Here is an 18,495-nt window from a genome sequence, read left to right as displayed (position 1 = left end):
CGTTGGCTTGGCGATGCCGCACGAGCGGCGCGGCGGCAGTCGCCGCCGTAGCAAATTGCGATAAGGTCCACTCATCGCAGTTTGGTATAAGGTCGCATCCGCCGTCGGGCGGATGTACGGGTCCAAAGGATAGCATCGTGCCTAGCGCTCCCGCCGCCAATCCCTCCGAAAGGCGGGGATGCGGCCTCTCCGTCTTCGCCGCCCTCTGTGTCGTCACCATGGCGATGCTGGTGCCGATTGCGGCGAAAGCGGGGCCGGCGCGGGTTGTTTCCCTTAATCTCTGCACCGACCAGTTGGCCTTGCTGCTGTTGCCGCGTGACAGGATCGCAGGGCTGACGCATCTGGCCGCCGATCCCGGCCTGTCCGCCCTGGCCGGACAGGTGGGCCGCATTCCGCTTCTGCAGGGCATGGCGGAAGAGGTGCTGCCCCTCAAGCCCGACCTCGTCCTGGCCGGCGCCTTCACGACGCGCCACACCATCGCCCTGCTGCGCGCCCGCGGCATCCCCGTGCTGGAAATCGGCCTGGTGAATGATTTCGACGATATCCGTGCCCAGATCCGGCAGGTGGCCGCCGCCCTGGACGAAACGGCGCGGGGCGAAGCTGCCATCGCGGAGATGGATGCCATGCTGGCCGCCGCCCGCCGGGCCGACGGGCCGGCGCGGCGGCTGCGCGTGCTGTCGCTGGCGCCCGGTGCCTTCACGGCCGGGTCCGGCACGCTTTACGACGCCGTCATGCGGGCGGCGGGCCTGGACAATTATGCCGCCGGCAAGGGCCTTGCCGGCTATGGCTATCTGTCGGTCGAGACCGTGGCCGCCGACCCGCCCGATCTGCTGGTCGCCGGCACCGACGAGGGGCGGCACCCGTCGCTGAACGGGCAGATGCTGACCCACCCGGCCCTGACCCATGCCGTGCCGGCCGGCCGGCGGCCCGTGGTGCCGGGCCGGCTGTGGACCTGCGGCGGGCCTTTCACCGCAGAAGCCGTGGCCGGCCTGGCCGCCGCCCGCGACCGGCTTCTGGCGGAGACCGTTTTTGACGAAGGCCGGGTTTCAAGACGGCCCGGTTCTGAGAAGGAATGACCCATCCATGCCGCGCTGGACCCTGCCGCTGCTGATCCTGGCCGTACCGCTTTTCTTCGTCACCTCGCTGGCCGTGGGCCCCAGCGCCGTGTCACTGCCGCTGGCCGTCGGCGAATGGTGGCGGGGGGGCGACGGAACGGCCGCCATCATCTTCGCCGACATTCGCCTGCCCCGCGCCCTGCTGGGGCTGGGCATCGGTGCCGTGCTGGGGCTGGCCGGCGCCGCCCTGCAGGGGCTTTTGCGCAATCCGCTGGCCGAGCCGGCCCTGATCGGCGTGTCGGCCAGTGCCGGGCTGGGCGCGGTCATCGCCTTTTATGCCGGGATGACCCTGGTTTTCCCGCTGGCCCTGCCCCTGGGCGGCATGACCGGGGCGCTGGTCGCCGTTACCCTTCTTTATCTGCTGGCCGGGCGTCAGGCCTCCGTCCTGACCCTGATCCTGGCCGGCGTGGCCATCAGCAGCCTGGCGTCGGCGCTGACTTCCCTGGCCCTGTCGCTGTCGCCCAATCCGTTCGCCCTGTCGGAAATCGTGTTCTGGATGCTGGGATCGCTGGCCGACCGGTCCATGGATCATGTGACGGTGGCGGCCCCCTTCATGCTGGCCGGTGCGCTTTTGCTGCTGCTGGCCGGTCGCGGGCTGGACGCCCTGTCACTGGGGGAGGAAACGGCGCGGTCCATGGGGTTCAACCCCGGTCGCACGGGCGCGCTGGTCATCATCGGCACGGCGCTGTCGGTGGGGGCGGCAGTGTCGGTAGCCGGCGCCATCGGCTTCATCGGGCTGATCGTGCCGCATCTCCTGCGCCCGCTGGCCGGGGCGCAGCCATCGCGCCTGCTGCCGCTGTCGGCCCTGGGCGGGGCCGCCCTGCTGCTGGCCGCCGACACCGCCGTCCGCCTGGGCGGGCCGGGACAGGAACTGAAGCTGGGTGTCGTCACGGCCCTGCTGGGCGCGCCCTTCTTCCTGGTCCTGGTGCTGAAGACGCGCGCACGGCTGGTTTGATGCGGGACCCGGCTGCGGGCCCCGGCTGCGGCGATGGACGCCGGCGATGGACGCCGGCCGCCGGTTGCGATCGCCGGACCATGGGGTTAAGCGGGAATTTCACTCACCCCCCGGCCCTGGCTTGACTATGCTGGGAGCCGGACTTTTCTCCGGGGATGATGACATGCGCAAGGTGACCGTCGCCGCCACGCAGTTCGCGTGCAGTTGGGATCGCGAAGCCAATATCGCCAAGGCGGAACGGATGATCCGCGACGCCCATGCGAGGGGCGCACAGATCATCCTGATCCAGGAACTGTTTGAAACCCCTTATTTCTGTCAGGACCAGAAGCCGGAATATTTCGAACTGGCCGCACCGGCCGCCGGCAATCCGCTGCTGTCACATTTTCAGTCCCTGGCGCGGGAGCTGGCGGTCGTGCTGCCCCTGTCCTTTTTCGAAAAGGCAAACAACGCCCATTACAATTCACTGGCCACCATTGATGCCGACGGCACCATCCTGGACATCTATCGCAAGAGCCATATTCCCGACGGGCCGGGCTATCAGGAGAAATATTATTTCAACCCCGGGGATACCGGGTTCAGGACCTGCCAGACCCGATACGCCCGTATCGGCACCGCCATCTGCTGGGACCAGTGGTTTCCCGAAGCCGCGCGCGTCATGGCGCTGCAGGGGGCAGAACTGCTGTTCTATCCCACGGCCATCGGTTCCGAACCGCAGGACCCGACATTGGACAGCCGTGACCATTGGCAGCGCGTGATGCAGGGCCATAGCGGGGCCAACCTGATCCCCGTGATCGCCAGCAACCGCATCGGGCAGGAGGATTTCGACACGGGCAGCATTACCTTCTACGGGTCCAGCTTCATCACCGACCCGAAGGGGGCCAAACTGACCGAGGCGGGTCGGGGGGAGGAAGCATTGCTGGTGCAGGAATTCGACCTGGACGCCATCGCCCGCACGCGCGCCGGCTGGGGCGTGTTCCGAGACCGGCGCCCCACGCTTTACGCCCCGATCCTGAGCCTGGATGGCAGCCTGCGCCACGCATAGCGTCTTTAATAAACCGAATATATGTGTAATCCTGTGGTCCTGCACCCTTAAGGACCCATTGCAACCTTGCGCCTGCTCTTTTGTCTGATCTTCCTTCTGACAATCACAGCTTTGACGGTTGCGGCGGCCGAGCCGCGGATGACCGGCACGGCCGAGCCGTGGATGACAGTGGCGGCCGAGCCGCGGATGACAGTGGCGGCCGAGCCGCGGATGACAGTGGCGGCCGAGCCGCGGATGACAGTGGCGGCCGAGCCGCAATCCGGCCAGCCGCCCCAGGGACGGCTGGAGCGGATGTTCAGCCAGCGCGCGGGCCAGGTACTGACCCTGTTTGGGCGTGACCTGTTCGGCGGGCCGCCGGCGCCCGGATTGCAGACGAGCGGACCACAGACGAACGGCACGCCGCTGCTGGGCATGGTGGGCGACGAATACCGTCTGGGCCCCGGCGATGAATTGTCGCTGTTGCTGCGGGGGCAGGTGTCGCGCAGCAGGCTGTACCGGATCGGCGCCGACGGGCTGCTGCTGATCGAGGATCTCCGCCCTATCGCCGCCGCCGGCCGCAGCCTGCGGGACGTGCGGGAGGAGGTGGAGGCGGCCATCGCCGTGGCCCATCTCCAGACCCAGGCCTTTCTGTCGGTTGTGGCACCCCGACAGGTCGGGGTGCTGGTGCTGGGCCAGGTGGCGCGGCCGGGCCGTCAGCAATTGCCCGCCTTCGCCACAGCGCTGGATGCCTTGCAGGCGGCCGGCGGCGTGCTGCCGGATGGCAGCCTGCGTGCCATCCGCCTGCTGGAGCCCGGCGGACAGGAGACCCTGGTCGATCTTTACGATCTGATGACACGTGGCGACGGTGCCGCCACCCGGCTGCTGGCCGACGGCACACGGCTTGTCATTCCGCCCATCGGGCCCGTCGTGGCCGCGGCCGGCGCCGTAAAGCGCCCCGGCCTTTATGAATTGCCGGCCGGTGACGGGGGCCTGACCGGCCCGGACGATACGGCGGACCTGCTTGCGCTGGCCGGTGGCAGCCTGCGGCCGGGACAGGACCGGTCGACCTTGCTGCGCTATGACGCCCAGGGGGTGGAACGGCCACAGCCCGTATCGGCTGGCACACCGCTGCCCCTGCGCGACGGCGACCTTCTGCTGCATGCCCCGCTGGGCGGCGCCCGTCAGGGCAGCGTGACACTGGGCGGTGCCGTGGCGGAACCAGGGGAACGGCCGCTGGCGGCGGGCATGCGGCTGGCCGGGCTGGTGGATGCGGATATGCTGCCGGCCGACATCTATTATCCCGTCGCCATCCTGCTGCGCCGGCCGGCGGCCGGCGGCCCGCCGGAGATGCTGGCCCTGGACCTTGCCGCCCTGCTGGCCGGCCACCAGGGGGAGGAAGCGCGCGACGGGGACCGGCTGCTGCTGCTGGCTGCGACCGATGTGGCGTTCCTGCGCAGCCGGGCCGTGCTGTCGCTTTTGGCCGGGCGTTTCCCCGATCCAGGCGCGGTCGCGGCCTGCCCCGGCCTGGCGTCGCTGGCCGCCGCGCTGACGGCCGACCCCGGGGGACCGCTGGCCGCCGGGCCGGGCGCCCTGGCCGCCACAGGGATGGAAGGACCGCCCCTGCCCTGCCCATCCCTGTTCATCGATGATCCCGACCTTCTGCCCTTCCTGCTGCGGCAATCGGTGTTCCTGCGGCGCGGCGTGATGCGGCCCGGTCCCTATCCCGTGGCCGGCCCGGTGGCATTGTCTCTGCTGGCGCCGGTGGCCGGCGGGCGGCACGAGGGGCGCGAACTGGCCCATCCCGGCCAGGTGGCCGATGCGGGGGGCGACGGCATCCTGCTGGCCGGGGCGGTGCGCCAGCCGGGCCTTCGCCCCTTCGACGGCGGCAGCCTGCGCAGCCTGTTGACGGGGGCGGGCGCCCCGCTGCCGGACGCCTACGGGCTGGCGGCCATCCTGGACCGTGCCGACCCCGCGGGACCGGCGCGGCGGACACACCTGTTCGCCCCGGCCGATGTCCTGGCCGGAAGGTTCGACCTGCGCCTGCGGGACGGCGACCGCGTCACGCTGTTCCATCAGACCGAGGTGATGGCGGCACCCGACAATCCCGACACGCCGGACCCGCTGGAACCGGCCGCCCGCGCCCTGTTGCGCGAAAGGACCATCGCCGTGCGGGGCGGGGTGATGCGGCCCGGCGAATACCCCGTGGCAGGTCCGGCCCCGCTGGATTTGCTGTTGCGCGTGGCCGGCGGCCTGCATCCGGATGCCGATGGCGCGCGGGTGGAGCTGACCCCCCACCCCCCCGCCGGGCCCGACACCGACCCGTTCGCAGGGCAGCCCCGCCTGCTGCCGCAGGGTAGCGCCGGGGCACAATCCATACCACCGGGCTCGGCGCTGCGCGTCGGGCTGCGGCAGCGGCCGCAGGAACGGCGCAGCGTGCTGCTGGCCGGAGAGGTGATGGAGCCGGGAACCTACGATCTGGCGCCGGGCGAGACATTGTCCGGCCTGCTGACCCGTGCGGGCGGGCTGACGGCCGATGCCTATCCCGACGGCACCATCTTCACCCGCGAAAGCGCCCGGCTGGCGGAGGAGGAGGGGCTGCGACGCAATGCGCGGGAACTGGACCGGCAACTGGCCCAGATGCTGGGCGGCAAGAACCCGCCCGACCCGGCGCGTGTGGACCTGCTGCGCCGCCTGACGGAGGATCTGCGCGGGGTCAGCGCCCTGGGACGCATAACCGTGAAGGCCGATCCCGGTGTGCTGGCCGACCGGCCCGAACTGGACATTCCCCTTATGCCCGGCGATCGCATCCATATTCCCCGGCGGCCACTGACCGTCACGGTGTCGGGGGAGGTGCTGTCCCCCGCATCGCTGCTGTTCGATCCGGAAAAGACGCCGCGCGATTACCTGCGCGAGGCGGGCGGACTGACCCGCTACGCCGATGATGGCCGCATCTTCATCATCCATCCCGATGGCGCGGCCGAGCCCTTGCGCAGCGGCTGGCTGTCGCATCGCGCCATGGCCATCACGCCCGGTTCCATGCTGGTGGTGCCCCGCGACGCGGAGCCGTTCGAATGGCTGCCGCTGGCACAGAGCATCACCACGATCCTGAGCCAGATCGCCTTCAGCGCCGCCGCCATCGCAGCCATCCAGGACTGATCCATGGCACCACCGCCCCGCCTGTCCATCATTACCGTCGTGCGCGACGATCCCGAAGGGCTGGCGGCGACGGCGGGAAGTGTGGCGGCCCAGCGCTGGACGGCGTTCGAATGGTTGGTGGCCGATGGCGGGTCCGGCCCGGCCACCCTGGCGGCACTGGCCGCCGTTCCGCGGCCGCCGGACTGGGCCGACAGCCGGCCCGATGGCGGCCCCTTCGACGGCATGGACAGGGCCATGGCGCATGCACAGGGCGATTTCCTGCTGTTCCTGAATGCCGGCGACCTGCTGGCCGACGACGATGTCCTTCAGGACCTGTCCGGCCTGCTGGCGGGCCGGGACGCCGACATCTTCTATGGCGATACGCTGGAGGACCCAGGCGACGGGCGGGTCCGGCGCAAACCGGCGCGACATTGGCGATGGGCATTCTACGGCATGCCGGCCCACCATTGCGCGCTATATTACCGCCGCGCCCTGGTCGCAGGCCTGCGGATGGAACAAGGGTACAAGGTCGCGGGGGATTATGCCTTCACATTGGCGGCCCTGCGGCGTACGCCCCGAGTCGCACGCGCCGCGCGCGTCGTCGCCCGGTTTGCACCCGGCGGATTGTCCCGTAGATATGCGGCATTGGGCAGGATGGAGCAGGCGTACATCCGGCAGCACTTGCTTAAAATGCCACGGATTTTATCCAAGGGAATTTATCTGATACAAATTGTCGCAGGCACGATGCGACATATATTTCCAAGGGGCTATGCCTTTTGGGTTTTCCGGTAAAGAAACCCTGAACATGGCCACCACAGGAGGGTGTTAAACCGCCATTGACACAATGTTTTCAAGCGTTACACCCGCCGCTATGCGCCTCTGCCGCCCCGAACCGTGACCGGTTCGCAACCTGTGACTATGCAACTAGCCGTATTGGAGCGGACAAACCGGGGTTCTATATGTAGCGGTAACTGTCAGGCGCGAAGGAGTATAGCGATGCTTGAAAAAAGAAACCCGTCGAAGGCCGGGCTTGCCCAGGCCTATTCCCTGTCGAAGCGGGGAGAAGGTCCGAACCCGATCGATATCCATGTCGGCCAGCGCCTTCGCCTGCGCCGCACCCTGCTGGGCCTGAGCCAGGAAACACTGGGCGAGGCGGTGGGCATCACCTTCCAGCAGCTTCAGAAATATGAGCGCGGTGCCAACCGCATCAGCGCCAGCCGCCTGTTCAACCTGTCCCAGGTGCTGGGCGTGCCCGTGACCTTCTTCTTCGACGATCTGCCGGCGCCGGAGGCCACCCTGGTCCAGGAGGAGCCCAGCGAGACGCAGGAGTTCGAGTCGATGGCACGCCGCGAGACGCTGGAACTGGTCCGCGCCTATTACCGGATTCCCGACGAATCCATCCGCCGCCGCACGTTCGAACTGGTCAAGACCCTGGCCGGCGACGCGACGGACAGCACCAAGGCCGGTTGATCATACCGGTCCCCAGCGCCTGAACGGTCCATCTGGCTGGCTGCGTCCCGCGTGGCCAGCCAGTCGCGTTTCAGGTCGATCGACCAATAGTAGAAGGCCCGGGCCAGGGCATGGTGCAGCCCCGCCCGGCCATCCAGAAAGCCAAGGCACCAGATATAGGCGTGCAGGAACGCCAGCAACGGCCGGCACGGCAGGGACGCCACCAGATGCTTGGCCCGGCGCCGCCAGCCGCGTTCACCGGCCAGCCGTACCTGCTGTCCGCGGGCCGCATACCGCGACAGCCCCGCTTCCCAGTCCGAATAGCGGTTGTGACGATCGAACCAGGCGGCCGGCGGCTTGGCATCATCATGCAGCATGAAGGCGCAAAGCCGGCCCACCGACCCGTCAGCAACGGGCTGATAATGGCCTTCCACCTCCCACATGCGGGTGATGTGCAGATCGTCGCAGGTCGGAAAACGCACCCGGTCGCGGCGCAGCAGGGCGATCTTGCGGTAAGGGGTGCCGAAGCGCAGCGTGCGGCCCAGCCAGACGGGCCGGCTGTCGATGAAAAAGGCATCATGGCGGCTCTCACCGCGCAACAGCACCGCGATCTCCTCCGCCAGGGCGGGCGGCACCCGCTCGTCGGCATCGATGAACAGCACCCAGTCGTGTCGTACCCGCGGATGCGACAGCGACCATTGCTTCTTCTTGGGGTAAAGGCCGTTCCAGCGGAAAGGAAGGATTTCCGCGCCCGCCGCCTTGGCAAGGCTGTCGGTTCCATCCTCGCTGTGGCTGTCCACCACCAGCACCTGTGCAAAACGGTCCAGGCAGGCCAGGCAGGCGGTGATGTTCGCCGCCTCGTTACGGGTCATCACGATGACGGTGGCGGGGATATCACCGCTCATGCCCACCCCCGGCGCCACCCGAACCGGGCGGACAGCACGAACAGGCAGAGCGCGAAGCCGGCAAGCCCGCCCGCCGGCAACAACAGCACGGGATTGGGCCAGTCGGCCAGCGCCGGGGCGGACGGCGCCTCCAGCGGATCCGCCGCGAAGGGCAGGCCCAGTTCCAGCATCATCAGGGTCTGTTCCTGATCCGCCACCATCCCGGTCAGCGACCGCGACCGGTCCAGGTTGGACATGGTGGCCAGCCGGCTGCCGACATGGTCCATCTCGGCCCGCAGGCGCCGCCGCGCCTCCTCCCGCAGATGCGCCTCCGTGGCGCCATGCAGCCGGGCCAGCAGCAGCAATGCGAAATCCCGCCGCTCATGCCGATAGACCAGGCGTCGCATGGGGCCGCCGGACACCGATTCGATGGCCAGATATTTCTTCAGGTGTCGCGACAGGTCCACGGCATCCGGCGGGGCCCAGGTGGGATGCCCGGCCACCCATCGCAGGGTCCGGCCCAGCAGGGCGGTGAGGCCGACGGGGGGGCGCCAGCCACCGGCTTCGGCATCCCAACTGTCCTTGAACAGGACCCGCATGATGGCCGGGTCCGCCTCCAGCCTTTCCGCCACGGGCACCGAGGTCAGCAGGGCCAGATAACGGGCGAAGTCGGACACAAGCTCGTCCGCCGCCCCCGGTTCGGCAATGCTGCGGCCGGCGACAGGGCCGGGGCACGCGGGCCCATGGCGGCCGGCCCCGACCGGCCGGGTGGGCCCACCACCATGCTCGCGGTAAATTGCGGCGTGACAAGGTGCAGCGCCAGCACCATCAGCCCCACGCCCACCGCAGTGGCCAGGGCCAGCCGCCGCCAATCCCCCGCCAGCGCGCGAAACATTTCCAGGATGCCCGGCGCGGGCAGCGCCACAGTGGAGCCGAGACTGTCCGGCACGGGGGATGCCTCTTCTTATACTCACCTGAAGAAGAGGATGTATGCATCATATTCTCTTGTAAAGCCCGGAAAGCGCCCTCCCTGCGACCAATGATATAATCATGCTGAAACAAATGTACTTGAAGCTTGTATGCAGCAGCAATCCCAGCAGCAGCGACGGCGTGGCCGCCAGCAGCAGACGCATCGGCACAGCGGGGCTGCGAACCACCAGGCCGGCCAGCAATCCGGCATAGATCACGACCAGCGCCAGCCCCACGGCCCCCAGCTTCAACAGGAAATAGCTGGCGGCGCTGTGGGTATAGGATACCCGCCACCAGCCAACGGCCGGGTTGGCCACCAGCGCGCCCCAGCCGTCGCCGAACAGGAAGGCCACCGGGCTGCGACCCATCTGGTCCAGGACGGCCAGAAATTCATCGGCGCGGTTGTTGAGCCCCACCGCCTGCGTCTTGTCCGCCAGCAACCCCGCCACGCCGGCCAGCGGTTCACGGATGACCAACAGGAACAAGGCCAGCAGGAACAGCCCCAGCACCAGCCATACGGGCCGCCGCACCACCAGCCGCCACAGGGGCAGCGCCAGACCCGCCAGCAGCGCCAGCAGCGACAGGCCCAGCCCGGCGCGATGCAGGGTGGCGGCCTGGGCCAGCAGACAGCAGGCGGCACCGGCCAGCGCCAGCAGGGCCGGCACCCGCCTGAACCAGCCCGTCCCCATCGCCAGCCCGTCCATCCCGCGCAGCCCCAGCCAGACCGAGGCAAAGGGAATCAGCGCACTGTTCAACAGATAGTCCCGCCCCTCGCCCAGGGGGGCGGAACCGACAGCGGACAAGGCCATGCCGGCATCCAGCCACCAGCGCATGGCCAGGGCCACCCCGCCCATCGCCGCCGCATCGGCCAGCCGATCAGCCGACCGGTCGGGCAGATGCGCCAGCGCGGGGGCCAGCAGCAATGGCAGCGCCAGGAACATCATGGGCACGATGTCGCGCACCATGTCTGTCAGGCCCCAGCCGTTCCAAAGGCCCCGAACCAGCCCCTGCCAGAACAGCCAGACCATGATGGCGGACCCGATCCCCAGCACGGCCGGCCCCCGTGCTACGGCCAGGCCGGACAGGAAGCGCCAGGGAACAGCCAGGCCGGCACAGACCGCGATGCCGACGAAAACCAGCAGTTCCTGCAAACGGATGCCGGGTGGGGCGGGTGCGCTGCCCAGCCCATAGGCGATGAAGGCCAGCCCCAGCGCCACCCAGCGTCTATCTTCCGCCCACCCTACCCGCATCACGCGATCCGCAACCATCTTCCTCAACACCCATTGTGCCATGGGATCGGGACTGGACAAGCATGCCGTGCCGGGTCCAAATCCCTGGCCATGACGCACCAGATCGACACCATCGCACTGCCGCACGGCCGGCCGGGCACCAGCCGGCAGCTGACCATCCACCAGTTCGGGCAGCCGGGCGCCCGGCCCAAGGCCTATATCCAGGCCGGCCTGCATGCTGATGAATTGCCCGGCATGCTGGTTGCCCGCCACCTGATCGACCGGCTGGCCGCACTGGACGGGCAGGGCAAGGTGGCGGGCCATGTCGTGCTGATCCCCATGGCCAACCCGATCGGGCTGGACCAGATCATCATGGGCGGTCATATGGGCCGATTCGACCTGGCCGGCGGGGTCAATTTCAACCGCGCCTTCGCCGACCTGTCCGATCCGGTGTCGGCACGGCTGGCGGCCGGAACGCTGGGACCGCTGTCGGCAGACCCCGAGGCCAACCGGCGCCTTCTGCAGGCAGCCCTTTCACAGGCGGCCGGCGAAATCCGGACCCGGACGGAGACCGAGGCGCTGCGCAAACTGCTGCTGTCGCATGCCGTGGATGCCGATCTTGTGCTGGATCTGCATTGCGACAGCGAGGCGCTGATGCATCTGTACACCACCCCCTGCTGCTGGCCGCTGGGTGTGGACGATCTGGCGGCCCGCCTGGATTGCGGGGTGGCGCTGCTGGCCGAGACATCGGGCGGCAACCCCTTCGACGAGGTGTGTTCCACCCCGTGGGACAGCCTGCGCCGCGGGCATGGCGGCCCCGCCACCCCCATTCCCGTGGGCTGCATTTCGGTGACCGTGGAACTGCGCGGCCAGCATGATGTCGACGAGACGATGGCGCGGCGGGATGCCGATGCCCTGATCGATCACCTGGGCTGGCGCGGCATCCTGGACGTGCCCGCACCCGCCATGGCCATTGCCGCCGACATCGCCACGCCGCTGGCCGCCGTGGACAGGGTGCGCGCGCCGGCCGGTGGCGTGGTGCTGTACCATGCCATGCTGGGTGAGCAGGTACAGGCCGGACAGCATGTCGCCTGCGTGCTGGACCCGATGACGGGCACCCGCCACGCCTGTCATGCCGCCAGCGACGGCCCCGTCTGGGCCCGGTCGCGAAACCGCTATGCCTGCCCCGGCGACATCCTCCTGTCCATCGCGGGCCGGGAAGTGCTGGTGACCAGCGGTCCCCTGCTGACGGCCTGATGCGAAGCGGACATTTCATTGCCCGCGAAATCGCCGCCGCGCCATGATGCAATACAGACCCGTGCGGACTTGGAAATCCCGGGCCGGCGGTCTAGTTTGCCTGTCACATTCGCGCCAGCATGATGGTCATCCGATGAACAAGCCCTTGAACAGCTACCGCAACGGCCCCGACGAGCACGGGCATTTCGGCATATTCGGGGGCCGTTTCGTGGCCGAAACGCTGATGCCGCTGATCCTGGACCTGGAAAAGGCCTATGAGGAGGCGAAGGCCGATCCGGCCTTCCACGCCGAACTGGCAGGCTATCTGAAGCAGTATGTGGGCCGGCCCAGCCCGCTCTACCTCGCCGAGCGGCTGACCAGCCATTTCGGCGGCGCGCGGATCTATCTGAAGCGCGAGGAGCTGAACCATACCGGCGCGCACAAGATCAACAATTGCATGGGCCAGATCCTGCTGGCCAAGCGCATGGGCAAGAAGCGGATCATCGCGGAAACGGGTGCCGGACAGCACGGCGTGGCCACAGCCACGGTCTGCGCCCTGATGGGCCTGCCCTGCACGATCTACATGGGCGCCACCGACATCGCGCGCCAGGCGCCCAACGTGTTCCGGATGAAGCTGCTGGGGGCGGAGGTGAAGGCCGTGACCAGCGGTGCCGCGACGCTGAAGGACGCGATGAACGATGCGCTGCGCGACTGGGTGACGAATGTGGAGGATACCTTCTACATCATCGGCACCGTCGCCGGCCCCCATCCCTATCCGGCCATGGTGCGCGACTTCCAGAACATTATCGGCGAGGAAACGCGCCAGCAGATGATGGAGATGGAAGGCCGCCTGCCCGATCTGCTGGTCGCCTGCATCGGCGGCGGGTCCAATGCCATGGGCCTGTTCCACCCGTTCCTGGACGACCCGTCGGTGCGCATGGTCGCCGTGGAGGCCGGCGGCCACGGGTTGGACACGCCCAACGGCCATGCCGCCAGTCTGGCCGGTGGGCGCCCCGGCGTGCTGCATGGCAACCGCACCTATCTTCTGCAGGATGAAGACGGCCAGATCCTGGAAGGCCATTCCATCTCCGCCGGGCTGGACTATCCGGGCATCGGCCCGGAACATGCCTGGCTGCACGAGGTGGGCCGCGTCGAATATGTCAGCGCCACGGACAAGGAGGCGCTGGACGCCTTCCAACTGCTGGCCCGCCTGGAGGGCATCCTGCCCGCCCTGGAGCCCAGCCACGCCTTGGCCGTGGTCGCCAAGCTGGCCCCGACGCTGCCCAGGGACACGCTCCTGGTCGTGAACCTGTCGGGTCGCGGTGACAAGGACATCTTCACCATCGGCAACGAGCTGGGCGTGGCACTCTGATCGCTTGTCCGGAGCATGCCTTGACCAGGGCACGCCTTTGTCCGGGGCACGCCTTTGTCCGGGGCACCACGGGAAAGATCGGCAATACCTGCGAAGCCGCCGCCATTGCCCCCCAGGGGAGCGCATGGCGGCGGCTTTGTCGTTCCTGATCAGGGGGACGGCGCGGCCGATGGCGGCGGGGCGGGAACGTCCAGCGCCGGTTGCACCGGACCGGTCGTCGGGGCCGAGGGGGGCGCCGAAATGGGCGCCGGTGCAGGCGCCGGCGTGGGGGCGGGAACCGGCTGGGGGGCCGGCGCCGGCGGGGGGGCGGGTGGCAGCACGGTCAGGGTACCCGCCGCGGTGCGCGCGAAGCGGGTGCCGTCGATCAGGTCATCCAGCCGGGCCGATGGCAGCGCGAAGGTGCCAGCCGTCACGGCGCGGGCCAGATAGACAAGCCGGAAACTGCCGCCATCGGGCATGCCGTCCAGCGCCGCCACGAACCGGTCGTCGCGGAATTCCACCAGTGCCGCTTCCGACAGGGTACCCAGCCAGGAAAGGTTGCCCAACTGGGCACTGCCGGCCAGGCGCACATTTTCGACGACCAGACCCGCCGGCAACGGGTCCAGCAGCAGCAACGGCCCGGTCAGCGGCTGTTCGGCCCGGCCTTCCAGCACCACGACCAGCAGATCGCCGGTGCGCACCCGCGACAGGTTGGCGGGCCGGCCGCGGCTGTCCATGATCTGCCGGGTCAAGCCCAGGCCTGCGGCATCAGCCTTGTCCGGCGTCGACAGGATGCCGGCCGACATGGTCAGGGTCCGCAGCGGCTGATCGCCGTCATTGCGCACCGACAGGCCCGGACCGTCGGCAGCAAGCGGCCGCAGCAACGGGCCATCCCCCGTCGCGGGCTGGCCATCCACGGTCAGGGACAATGGCGGCGTGACTCGGGCCAGCGACTGCGCCGCCAGCAGCAGCCAGGCCCGTTCCTGCGTGGCCACCAGCGACGGATCGCGCAGCATCTCCGACAACGTCGCCGTCTCCGCATTGATGCGGGCAGGATCGGCATTGGCGGCGATCAGCAGCGACAAGGTGGCCGCCCGGTCGCGCAAGGGGGAGCCGAAATCACGGATGCCCACCGCCACGGGCAGCGGATCGTCCAGCCGTGCCAGCAGGTCGGCCGCGCGTTGCCCTTCACCAAGGATGGCGAAGGCCGCGGCGACCTGAGCGCGGGCCAGCCGTGTGGGCACACGGGCCATGAAGGTTTCCTGGAAGAAACGGATAGGTGCGGCGTCGATGGCCCGGGCCCGGGCCGCGACATAGAGCGCGTAGGCGCGGGCCGGCAGTTCCGCATCCTCGATCCAGCGGTTGCCGATGGAACGGACCAGATAATCCAGCCCCCGGCGATAGCCGTCCTCGGGCACGGTGAACCCGGCCTCGCGTGAGCGGGTCAGCACGTCGAGCGCGAAGGCCGTCAGCCACGGATCGGCCGGCCCGTCATGCGCCCAGAGCGAAAAGGCACCATCGGCCCGCTGGCGGCTGATCAGCCGTTCCACCAGATCCTCTGCCTTGGCGGACAGCCGTTCGTCGGCGGGCAGGTCCAGCGCCTTCAGCCAGGCATTGGCCCCCGGCAGGGGCAACAGGCGGGCGGCCAACTGGTCGGCCGATCCGAACGGCCGGCTGTCGATCAGCAGCAGATGCGTCAGCGCGTCCAGCGGCGGCGGTGCCGACACCATGGCCAGGCGCGTCGTCGCCCCCGCCACCGGCGCCTCATGCTGCGGCGGGGTCAGGGCCACCGTCTGGCCGGCGGCCAGTTCACCCCGCACCTGGGTCACCGCCAACGGGTGGGCGGGGCGGATATTGACGGGGAACCGCCGGGTGAGGCTGTAGCCCTGCGGTCCCGTGACATGCACGACCAGCACGCCGTAGCCAGGATCACCGCCCACCAGCAGGCGGTTCAGCACCACCTTGCGCCCGCGTGCCAGAGAGGAGAAGCGCGTCTCCTCCTGCCCGCCTTCCAGCTTCACCGGGCCTTCCGCCGTGAACGACACCTTGTAGGCGCCGCGCGGACCGGACAGGTTCTCCAGCGTCAGGGCGATGCGCGCCCGGTCGCCCGGCGCCAGGAAGCCCGGCAGGCTCACGTCCGCCGCGATGTCGTCACGCACATCCAGCACGGCCGTCCCCCTGCCGACCTTGGCCCCGCTCCAGGCCACCACCGTCAGGTCCAGCCGGCCCGTGGCGTCGGGCAGGTCCAGGGTCACGACGGCCTTGCCATCCGGGCCAACCGTGACGACGCCCGAATGCAGCGCCGTGACGGGACCGGAGCGCGGGGCCGTGGTGACACGGCTGCGTGCCGCCTCGCCATTGTCGCCGGCTGCGGCTGCGGCTGGCGGCTCCGTCGGGCTGACCAGCCGCCCATAGACATCGCGCAGTTCCACCGCCAGCCGCCGCTTGCCCAGATACCAGCCGACGGGATCGACCTTGCGCGTTTCGGGCAGGCGGGCCACACCTTCATCCACAGCGGTCAGGACCAGATTGACGGTGCCGCCCGGTTCCAAGCCCGTCACGGTGACGGGCAGGGTCACGGGACCGCGGGGATGCGCGGCCTCCGGCGCTTCCACCGTCACGGTCAGCGACCGGTCGGCGGGATCGATGGCGACCCAGCCGGACCCCAGCGCGCGGCGCGGGGGCGTGCGGTTGCCGGGATTGGCCGGGGCGAAGGCCGTGGCCAGCACATGGGCACCGGCCGTCACATCGCCCGGCAGGGACAGTTCCACGAAGGCGCCCTCGGTCCCGATCTCGCTGACCACGGTCTGGCGAATGGCGCGATCCGCCAGGGTGACGGCCACCGTGCCGGCATAGGGCGGCCGCACGAAGACCCGCACCTTGTCGCCCGGCCGGTGCAGCGGCTCCTGCACCTTGACCTCGACGATGTCGGGCGCGTCACCCAGCTTGGCACTCACCCACCAGCCGGCGGAAAAGCGGATGGAACTGGCCGTGCCGGATGCCGGGTCGAAAACCTCCAGCCGGTAGCGGCCGGCGCGAACCTGCTCCTCGATGACGCTGGGCTGATCGGCGGCAACGTCAATGCTGCCGCCGGTCAGCCGCCGGTCCTTGACCGTGGTGCGGTATTCCCAGCGGCCATCGGCGGCGTACCACTCGTAATCGAACTCTTCCTCGAAAAGGTCCCAGGAGAGGCCGTTGCGCGCGATACGGCGGCCATCGGCCGCGGCGGCCACGACATCCACGGCCACCGTCGCCCCCTCCGGCACGGCATCGCCGCTGAAATTGGGCTTCAAACCCAGAAAGACAGGGCGATGACCGACGGGCAGGACCAGCTCGCGATCCACCGAACGGCCGCCGACATCATGCAACGTGGCACGCAGCACGGCTTCCAGCCGCCGGGTCGTATCCGGCAGACGCCCCACATCAAGCGACAATTGCGCCGCACCATCGTCGCCGGTCGTGAAGCCGGGCAGCGGCCGCCTTTCCGGCGACGGCACCTGCTGGGCCAGCCCGAACTGATACCCTTCCAGCCCCGGCCAGACCTTGTCCGTCGACCGCAGCGTCACGGTCATCTCACCCGGCAGCAGACCAGCCGCCGACCCGTTCAGGTAACGGGCCGCCACGGACAGATTGACCTTCCCGTCGGCCCCGATGCGGGGCCGGTCGGCCAACAGGTCGAAGGCGATGCGGGCGGGCGCGACCTCCCCGACATTGAAGCGCGTCTCGCCGATTGCGGGGCCGGACGGGTCCAGATGCGCGGTTGCCGTCCAGCGACCCGACGGTGCATTGGCGGGAAGCTCGAAGCGCAGCACATGGCCGCCAGCGCCCTCATCCTCCACCACGCGCCGTTCCACTTCCAGCCCGTCGGGCCGGACGAAGCGCATTGTCAGCTTCTGGCCAGCCAGCGCATTGGCGTCGGCATCGCGCAGCAATGCCGTCAGCCATACCGGATCGCCCGGACGATAGGCGCCGCGCTCGGTGAAAAGATAGGCGTCGGCCGGCCCCGACACGGCACGGCCGCCGCTTCCCCCCAGCAATTCCACGGCCGGCACGCCGAAATCCAGCAGCGAGAAACCGCCATCGGAGCTGGACGCGAACAGCGCCTGTGGCGCCGCCTCGTTCACGCCGCCGATCTGGGCGGCGTTGAACCGGGCCATGCCGTCGGCCCCCGTCACAGCACGGCCCAGTTCGCGCTTGTCGCGCGCCACCAGCCGCAGTTCCACCCCGGCCAGCGGCTTTGCCGTGGCCAGGCTGCGGGCGAAGACATAAAGCCCGTTGCCGGCCTTGAAACTGGTCAATCCCAGATCGGAAACCACGAACCATTGCGTCGTGCGCTTGTCCCACGCCACAAAGGACAGGGCCGCATCCTCTGCCACGGCGACATACACGCCCGGCGTCAGCGCCCCCAGCACGGCATCGATGGGAAACGGCGTCAACACGCTCTTGTTGCGCGCGCCGCCGATGGCCATCTCGCCCTTCCAGACGCGCTCGCCCTTCTGGTCCAGGACATCGCCGATCTCGAAATCGGTCATGGTCTGGTTGGACCGGCCATAATAGACCTGTTCCACCAGCGCGCGGTCATTGACACGCAGCACGGTCAGGCGGGCACGGTCGGTGTTGACGCTGCGCAGCGGCAGCCCGTCCGCCCCGACCCGCGGCAGGATGTATCCCTGTCCGCGGAAGGACAGGCTGGGCCGCCGGTCCGGCACGGCCAGTTCGCGGGTAACGGCGTCGGCCAGCTTTTCCCGCGCGCCGGCGGCGGGCAATCCGGCCTTGATGGTGACGGCATAGCGTTGGCCATGCTTCAGCCCGTCCAGGCACAGGGTCTGATCGCGCGTGGTCAGGTTGACGCCCTGTCCCGGATCGACGGAGACGAAGCGCGACAATTCGTTCGTTCGGCCCCGCTGGCGCGGCAATGCCCGTGTGAAGGCGAAACAGGCCTGCGGCTGGTCACGCTCGGCCGCCACCTCCACCCCCATCAGTTCGAAGGGGCGCGACTCCGGGTCCGCGGCCGGCGCGGCGGCGGGCGGCGGCGGCGGGCGCTGACCTCCCTGGGCAAGGGCAGCGGGCGCCAGGAGAATAGCCGTGGCGAGCAGCAGGGCTTGAATGCGCGGCATGTGTCTTGGGAGGCGAATGGCGGGACGGAAGGGC

The 18,495-nt window shown here is 69.2% G+C and carries 13 protein-coding genes; 8 read left to right on the top strand and 5 right to left on the bottom strand.

From position 1 onward, the window contains the following. Positions 1 to 137 precede the first annotated feature (137 nt). The 6 genes from ACM9LZ_RS04385 (at position 138) to ACM9LZ_RS04360 (ending at position 7,696) form a co-directional block, all read left to right on the top strand. On the top strand, positions 138 to 1,076 hold the full coding sequence (locus ACM9LZ_RS04385) for an ABC transporter substrate-binding protein (RefSeq protein WP_416618134.1): 939 nt from the start codon (positions 138 to 140) through the stop codon (positions 1,074 to 1,076). A gap of 7 nt (positions 1,077 to 1,083) precedes the next feature. Next, the gene (locus tag ACM9LZ_RS04380) at positions 1,084 to 2,070 is read left to right on the top strand and encodes a FecCD family ABC transporter permease (protein WP_416618133.1); all 987 of its coding nucleotides are present in this window, start codon (positions 1,084 to 1,086) and stop codon (positions 2,068 to 2,070) included. A gap of 163 nt (positions 2,071 to 2,233) precedes the next feature. Beyond that, positions 2,234 to 3,112 (top strand): N-carbamoylputrescine amidase, encoded by an 879-nt coding sequence (gene aguB, locus ACM9LZ_RS04375; RefSeq protein ID WP_416618132.1) that lies wholly within the window; start codon positions 2,234 to 2,236, stop codon positions 3,110 to 3,112. A gap of 138 nt (positions 3,113 to 3,250) precedes the next feature. Beyond that, the gene (locus ACM9LZ_RS04370) at positions 3,251 to 6,247 is read left to right on the top strand and encodes a polysaccharide biosynthesis/export family protein (RefSeq protein WP_416618131.1); all 2,997 of its coding nucleotides are present in this window, start codon (positions 3,251 to 3,253) and stop codon (positions 6,245 to 6,247) included. Between the two features lie 3 nt (positions 6,248 to 6,250). Further along, positions 6,251 to 7,018, top strand: a complete 768-nt coding sequence (locus ACM9LZ_RS04365) for a glycosyltransferase (RefSeq protein WP_416618130.1) — start codon at positions 6,251 to 6,253, stop codon at positions 7,016 to 7,018. 204 nt (positions 7,019 to 7,222) lie between these two features. Next, positions 7,223 to 7,696, top strand: coding sequence for a helix-turn-helix domain-containing protein (locus tag ACM9LZ_RS04360; protein ID WP_416618129.1), 474 nt, complete (start codon positions 7,223 to 7,225; stop codon positions 7,694 to 7,696). On the opposite strand, the gene ACM9LZ_RS04355 is transcribed toward ACM9LZ_RS04360, so the two are convergent. The 4 genes from ACM9LZ_RS04355 to ACM9LZ_RS04340 are packed head-to-tail and all read right to left on the bottom strand — an operon-like array spanning position 7,603 to position 10,778. Next, positions 7,603 to 8,580 carry a glycosyltransferase family 2 protein gene (locus ACM9LZ_RS04355; protein ID WP_416618128.1) on the bottom strand — a complete coding sequence of 326 codons (978 nt, stop codon included), beginning with the start codon at positions 8,578 to 8,580 and terminating at the stop codon, positions 7,603 to 7,605. The two genes, ACM9LZ_RS04360 and ACM9LZ_RS04355, sit on opposite strands and share 94 nt — an antisense overlap. Further along, positions 8,577 to 9,236, bottom strand: coding sequence for a hypothetical protein (locus ACM9LZ_RS04350; protein ID WP_416618127.1), 660 nt, complete (start codon positions 9,234 to 9,236; stop codon positions 8,577 to 8,579). Before ACM9LZ_RS04350 ends, ACM9LZ_RS04355 begins: the two co-directional genes overlap by 4 nt. Next, entirely contained in the window at positions 9,203 to 9,508 is a 306-nt protein-coding gene (locus ACM9LZ_RS04345) for a hypothetical protein (RefSeq protein WP_416618126.1), read from the bottom strand. Before ACM9LZ_RS04345 ends, ACM9LZ_RS04350 begins: the two co-directional genes overlap by 34 nt. Positions 9,509 to 9,554: 46 nt before the next feature. Beyond that, entirely contained in the window at positions 9,555 to 10,778 is a 1,224-nt protein-coding gene (locus ACM9LZ_RS04340; protein WP_416618125.1) for a hypothetical protein, read from the bottom strand. Between the two features lie 90 nt (positions 10,779 to 10,868). On the opposite strand from ACM9LZ_RS04340, the gene ACM9LZ_RS04335 reads away from it, so the two are divergent. Beyond that, a complete protein-coding gene (locus ACM9LZ_RS04335) occupies positions 10,869 to 12,014 on the top strand; it encodes a succinylglutamate desuccinylase/aspartoacylase family protein (RefSeq protein WP_416618124.1) in 1,146 nt (381 codons plus the stop codon). A gap of 133 nt (positions 12,015 to 12,147) precedes the next feature. Beyond that, complete coding sequence (trpB, locus tag ACM9LZ_RS04330; RefSeq protein ID WP_416618123.1) at positions 12,148 to 13,365, top strand: tryptophan synthase subunit beta; 1,218 nt, start codon at positions 12,148 to 12,150, stop codon at positions 13,363 to 13,365. Positions 13,366 to 13,514: 149 nt separating this feature from the next. Here trpB and ACM9LZ_RS04325 read toward each other — a convergent pair whose 3' ends face one another. Continuing rightward, positions 13,515 to 18,461: an alpha-2-macroglobulin family protein gene (locus tag ACM9LZ_RS04325; RefSeq protein WP_416618122.1), complete on the bottom strand. Its 4,947-nt coding sequence runs from the start codon at positions 18,459 to 18,461 to the stop codon at positions 13,515 to 13,517. Positions 18,462 to 18,495 lie beyond the last annotated feature (34 nt).

The organism is Niveispirillum fermenti (genome assembly GCF_048066175.1).
Lineage (GTDB): Bacteria > Pseudomonadota > Alphaproteobacteria > Azospirillales > Azospirillaceae > Niveispirillum > Niveispirillum fermenti.
This window is presented reverse-complemented; position numbering and strand designations above follow the sequence as displayed.

Bases quoted from the DNA above. Each gene is read 5' to 3' on its own strand.
- ACM9LZ_RS04360 (WP_416618129.1), top strand. From the start codon at position 7,223: ATGCTTGAAAAAAGAAACCCGTCGAAGGCCGGGCTTGCCCAGGCCTAT.
- aguB (WP_416618132.1), top strand. From the start codon at position 2,234: ATGCGCAAGGTGACCGTCGCCGCCACGCAGTTCGCGTGCAGTTGGGAT.
- ACM9LZ_RS04335 (WP_416618124.1), top strand. From the start codon at position 10,869: ATGACGCACCAGATCGACACCATCGCACTGCCGCACGGCCGGCCGGGC.
- ACM9LZ_RS04365 (WP_416618130.1), top strand. From the start codon at position 6,251: ATGGCACCACCGCCCCGCCTGTCCATCATTACCGTCGTGCGCGACGAT.
- ACM9LZ_RS04370 (WP_416618131.1), top strand. From the start codon at position 3,251: ATGACCGGCACGGCCGAGCCGTGGATGACAGTGGCGGCCGAGCCGCGG.
- ACM9LZ_RS04325 (WP_416618122.1), bottom strand. From the start codon at position 18,461: ATGCCGCGCATTCAAGCCCTGCTGCTCGCCACGGCTATTCTCCTGGCG.
- ACM9LZ_RS04380 (WP_416618133.1), top strand. From the start codon at position 1,084: ATGCCGCGCTGGACCCTGCCGCTGCTGATCCTGGCCGTACCGCTTTTC.
- ACM9LZ_RS04340 (WP_416618125.1), bottom strand. From the start codon at position 10,778: ATGCGGGTAGGGTGGGCGGAAGATAGACGCTGGGTGGCGCTGGGGCTG.
- ACM9LZ_RS04355 (WP_416618128.1), bottom strand. From the start codon at position 8,580: ATGAGCGGTGATATCCCCGCCACCGTCATCGTGATGACCCGTAACGAG.
- trpB (WP_416618123.1), top strand. From the start codon at position 12,148: ATGAACAAGCCCTTGAACAGCTACCGCAACGGCCCCGACGAGCACGGG.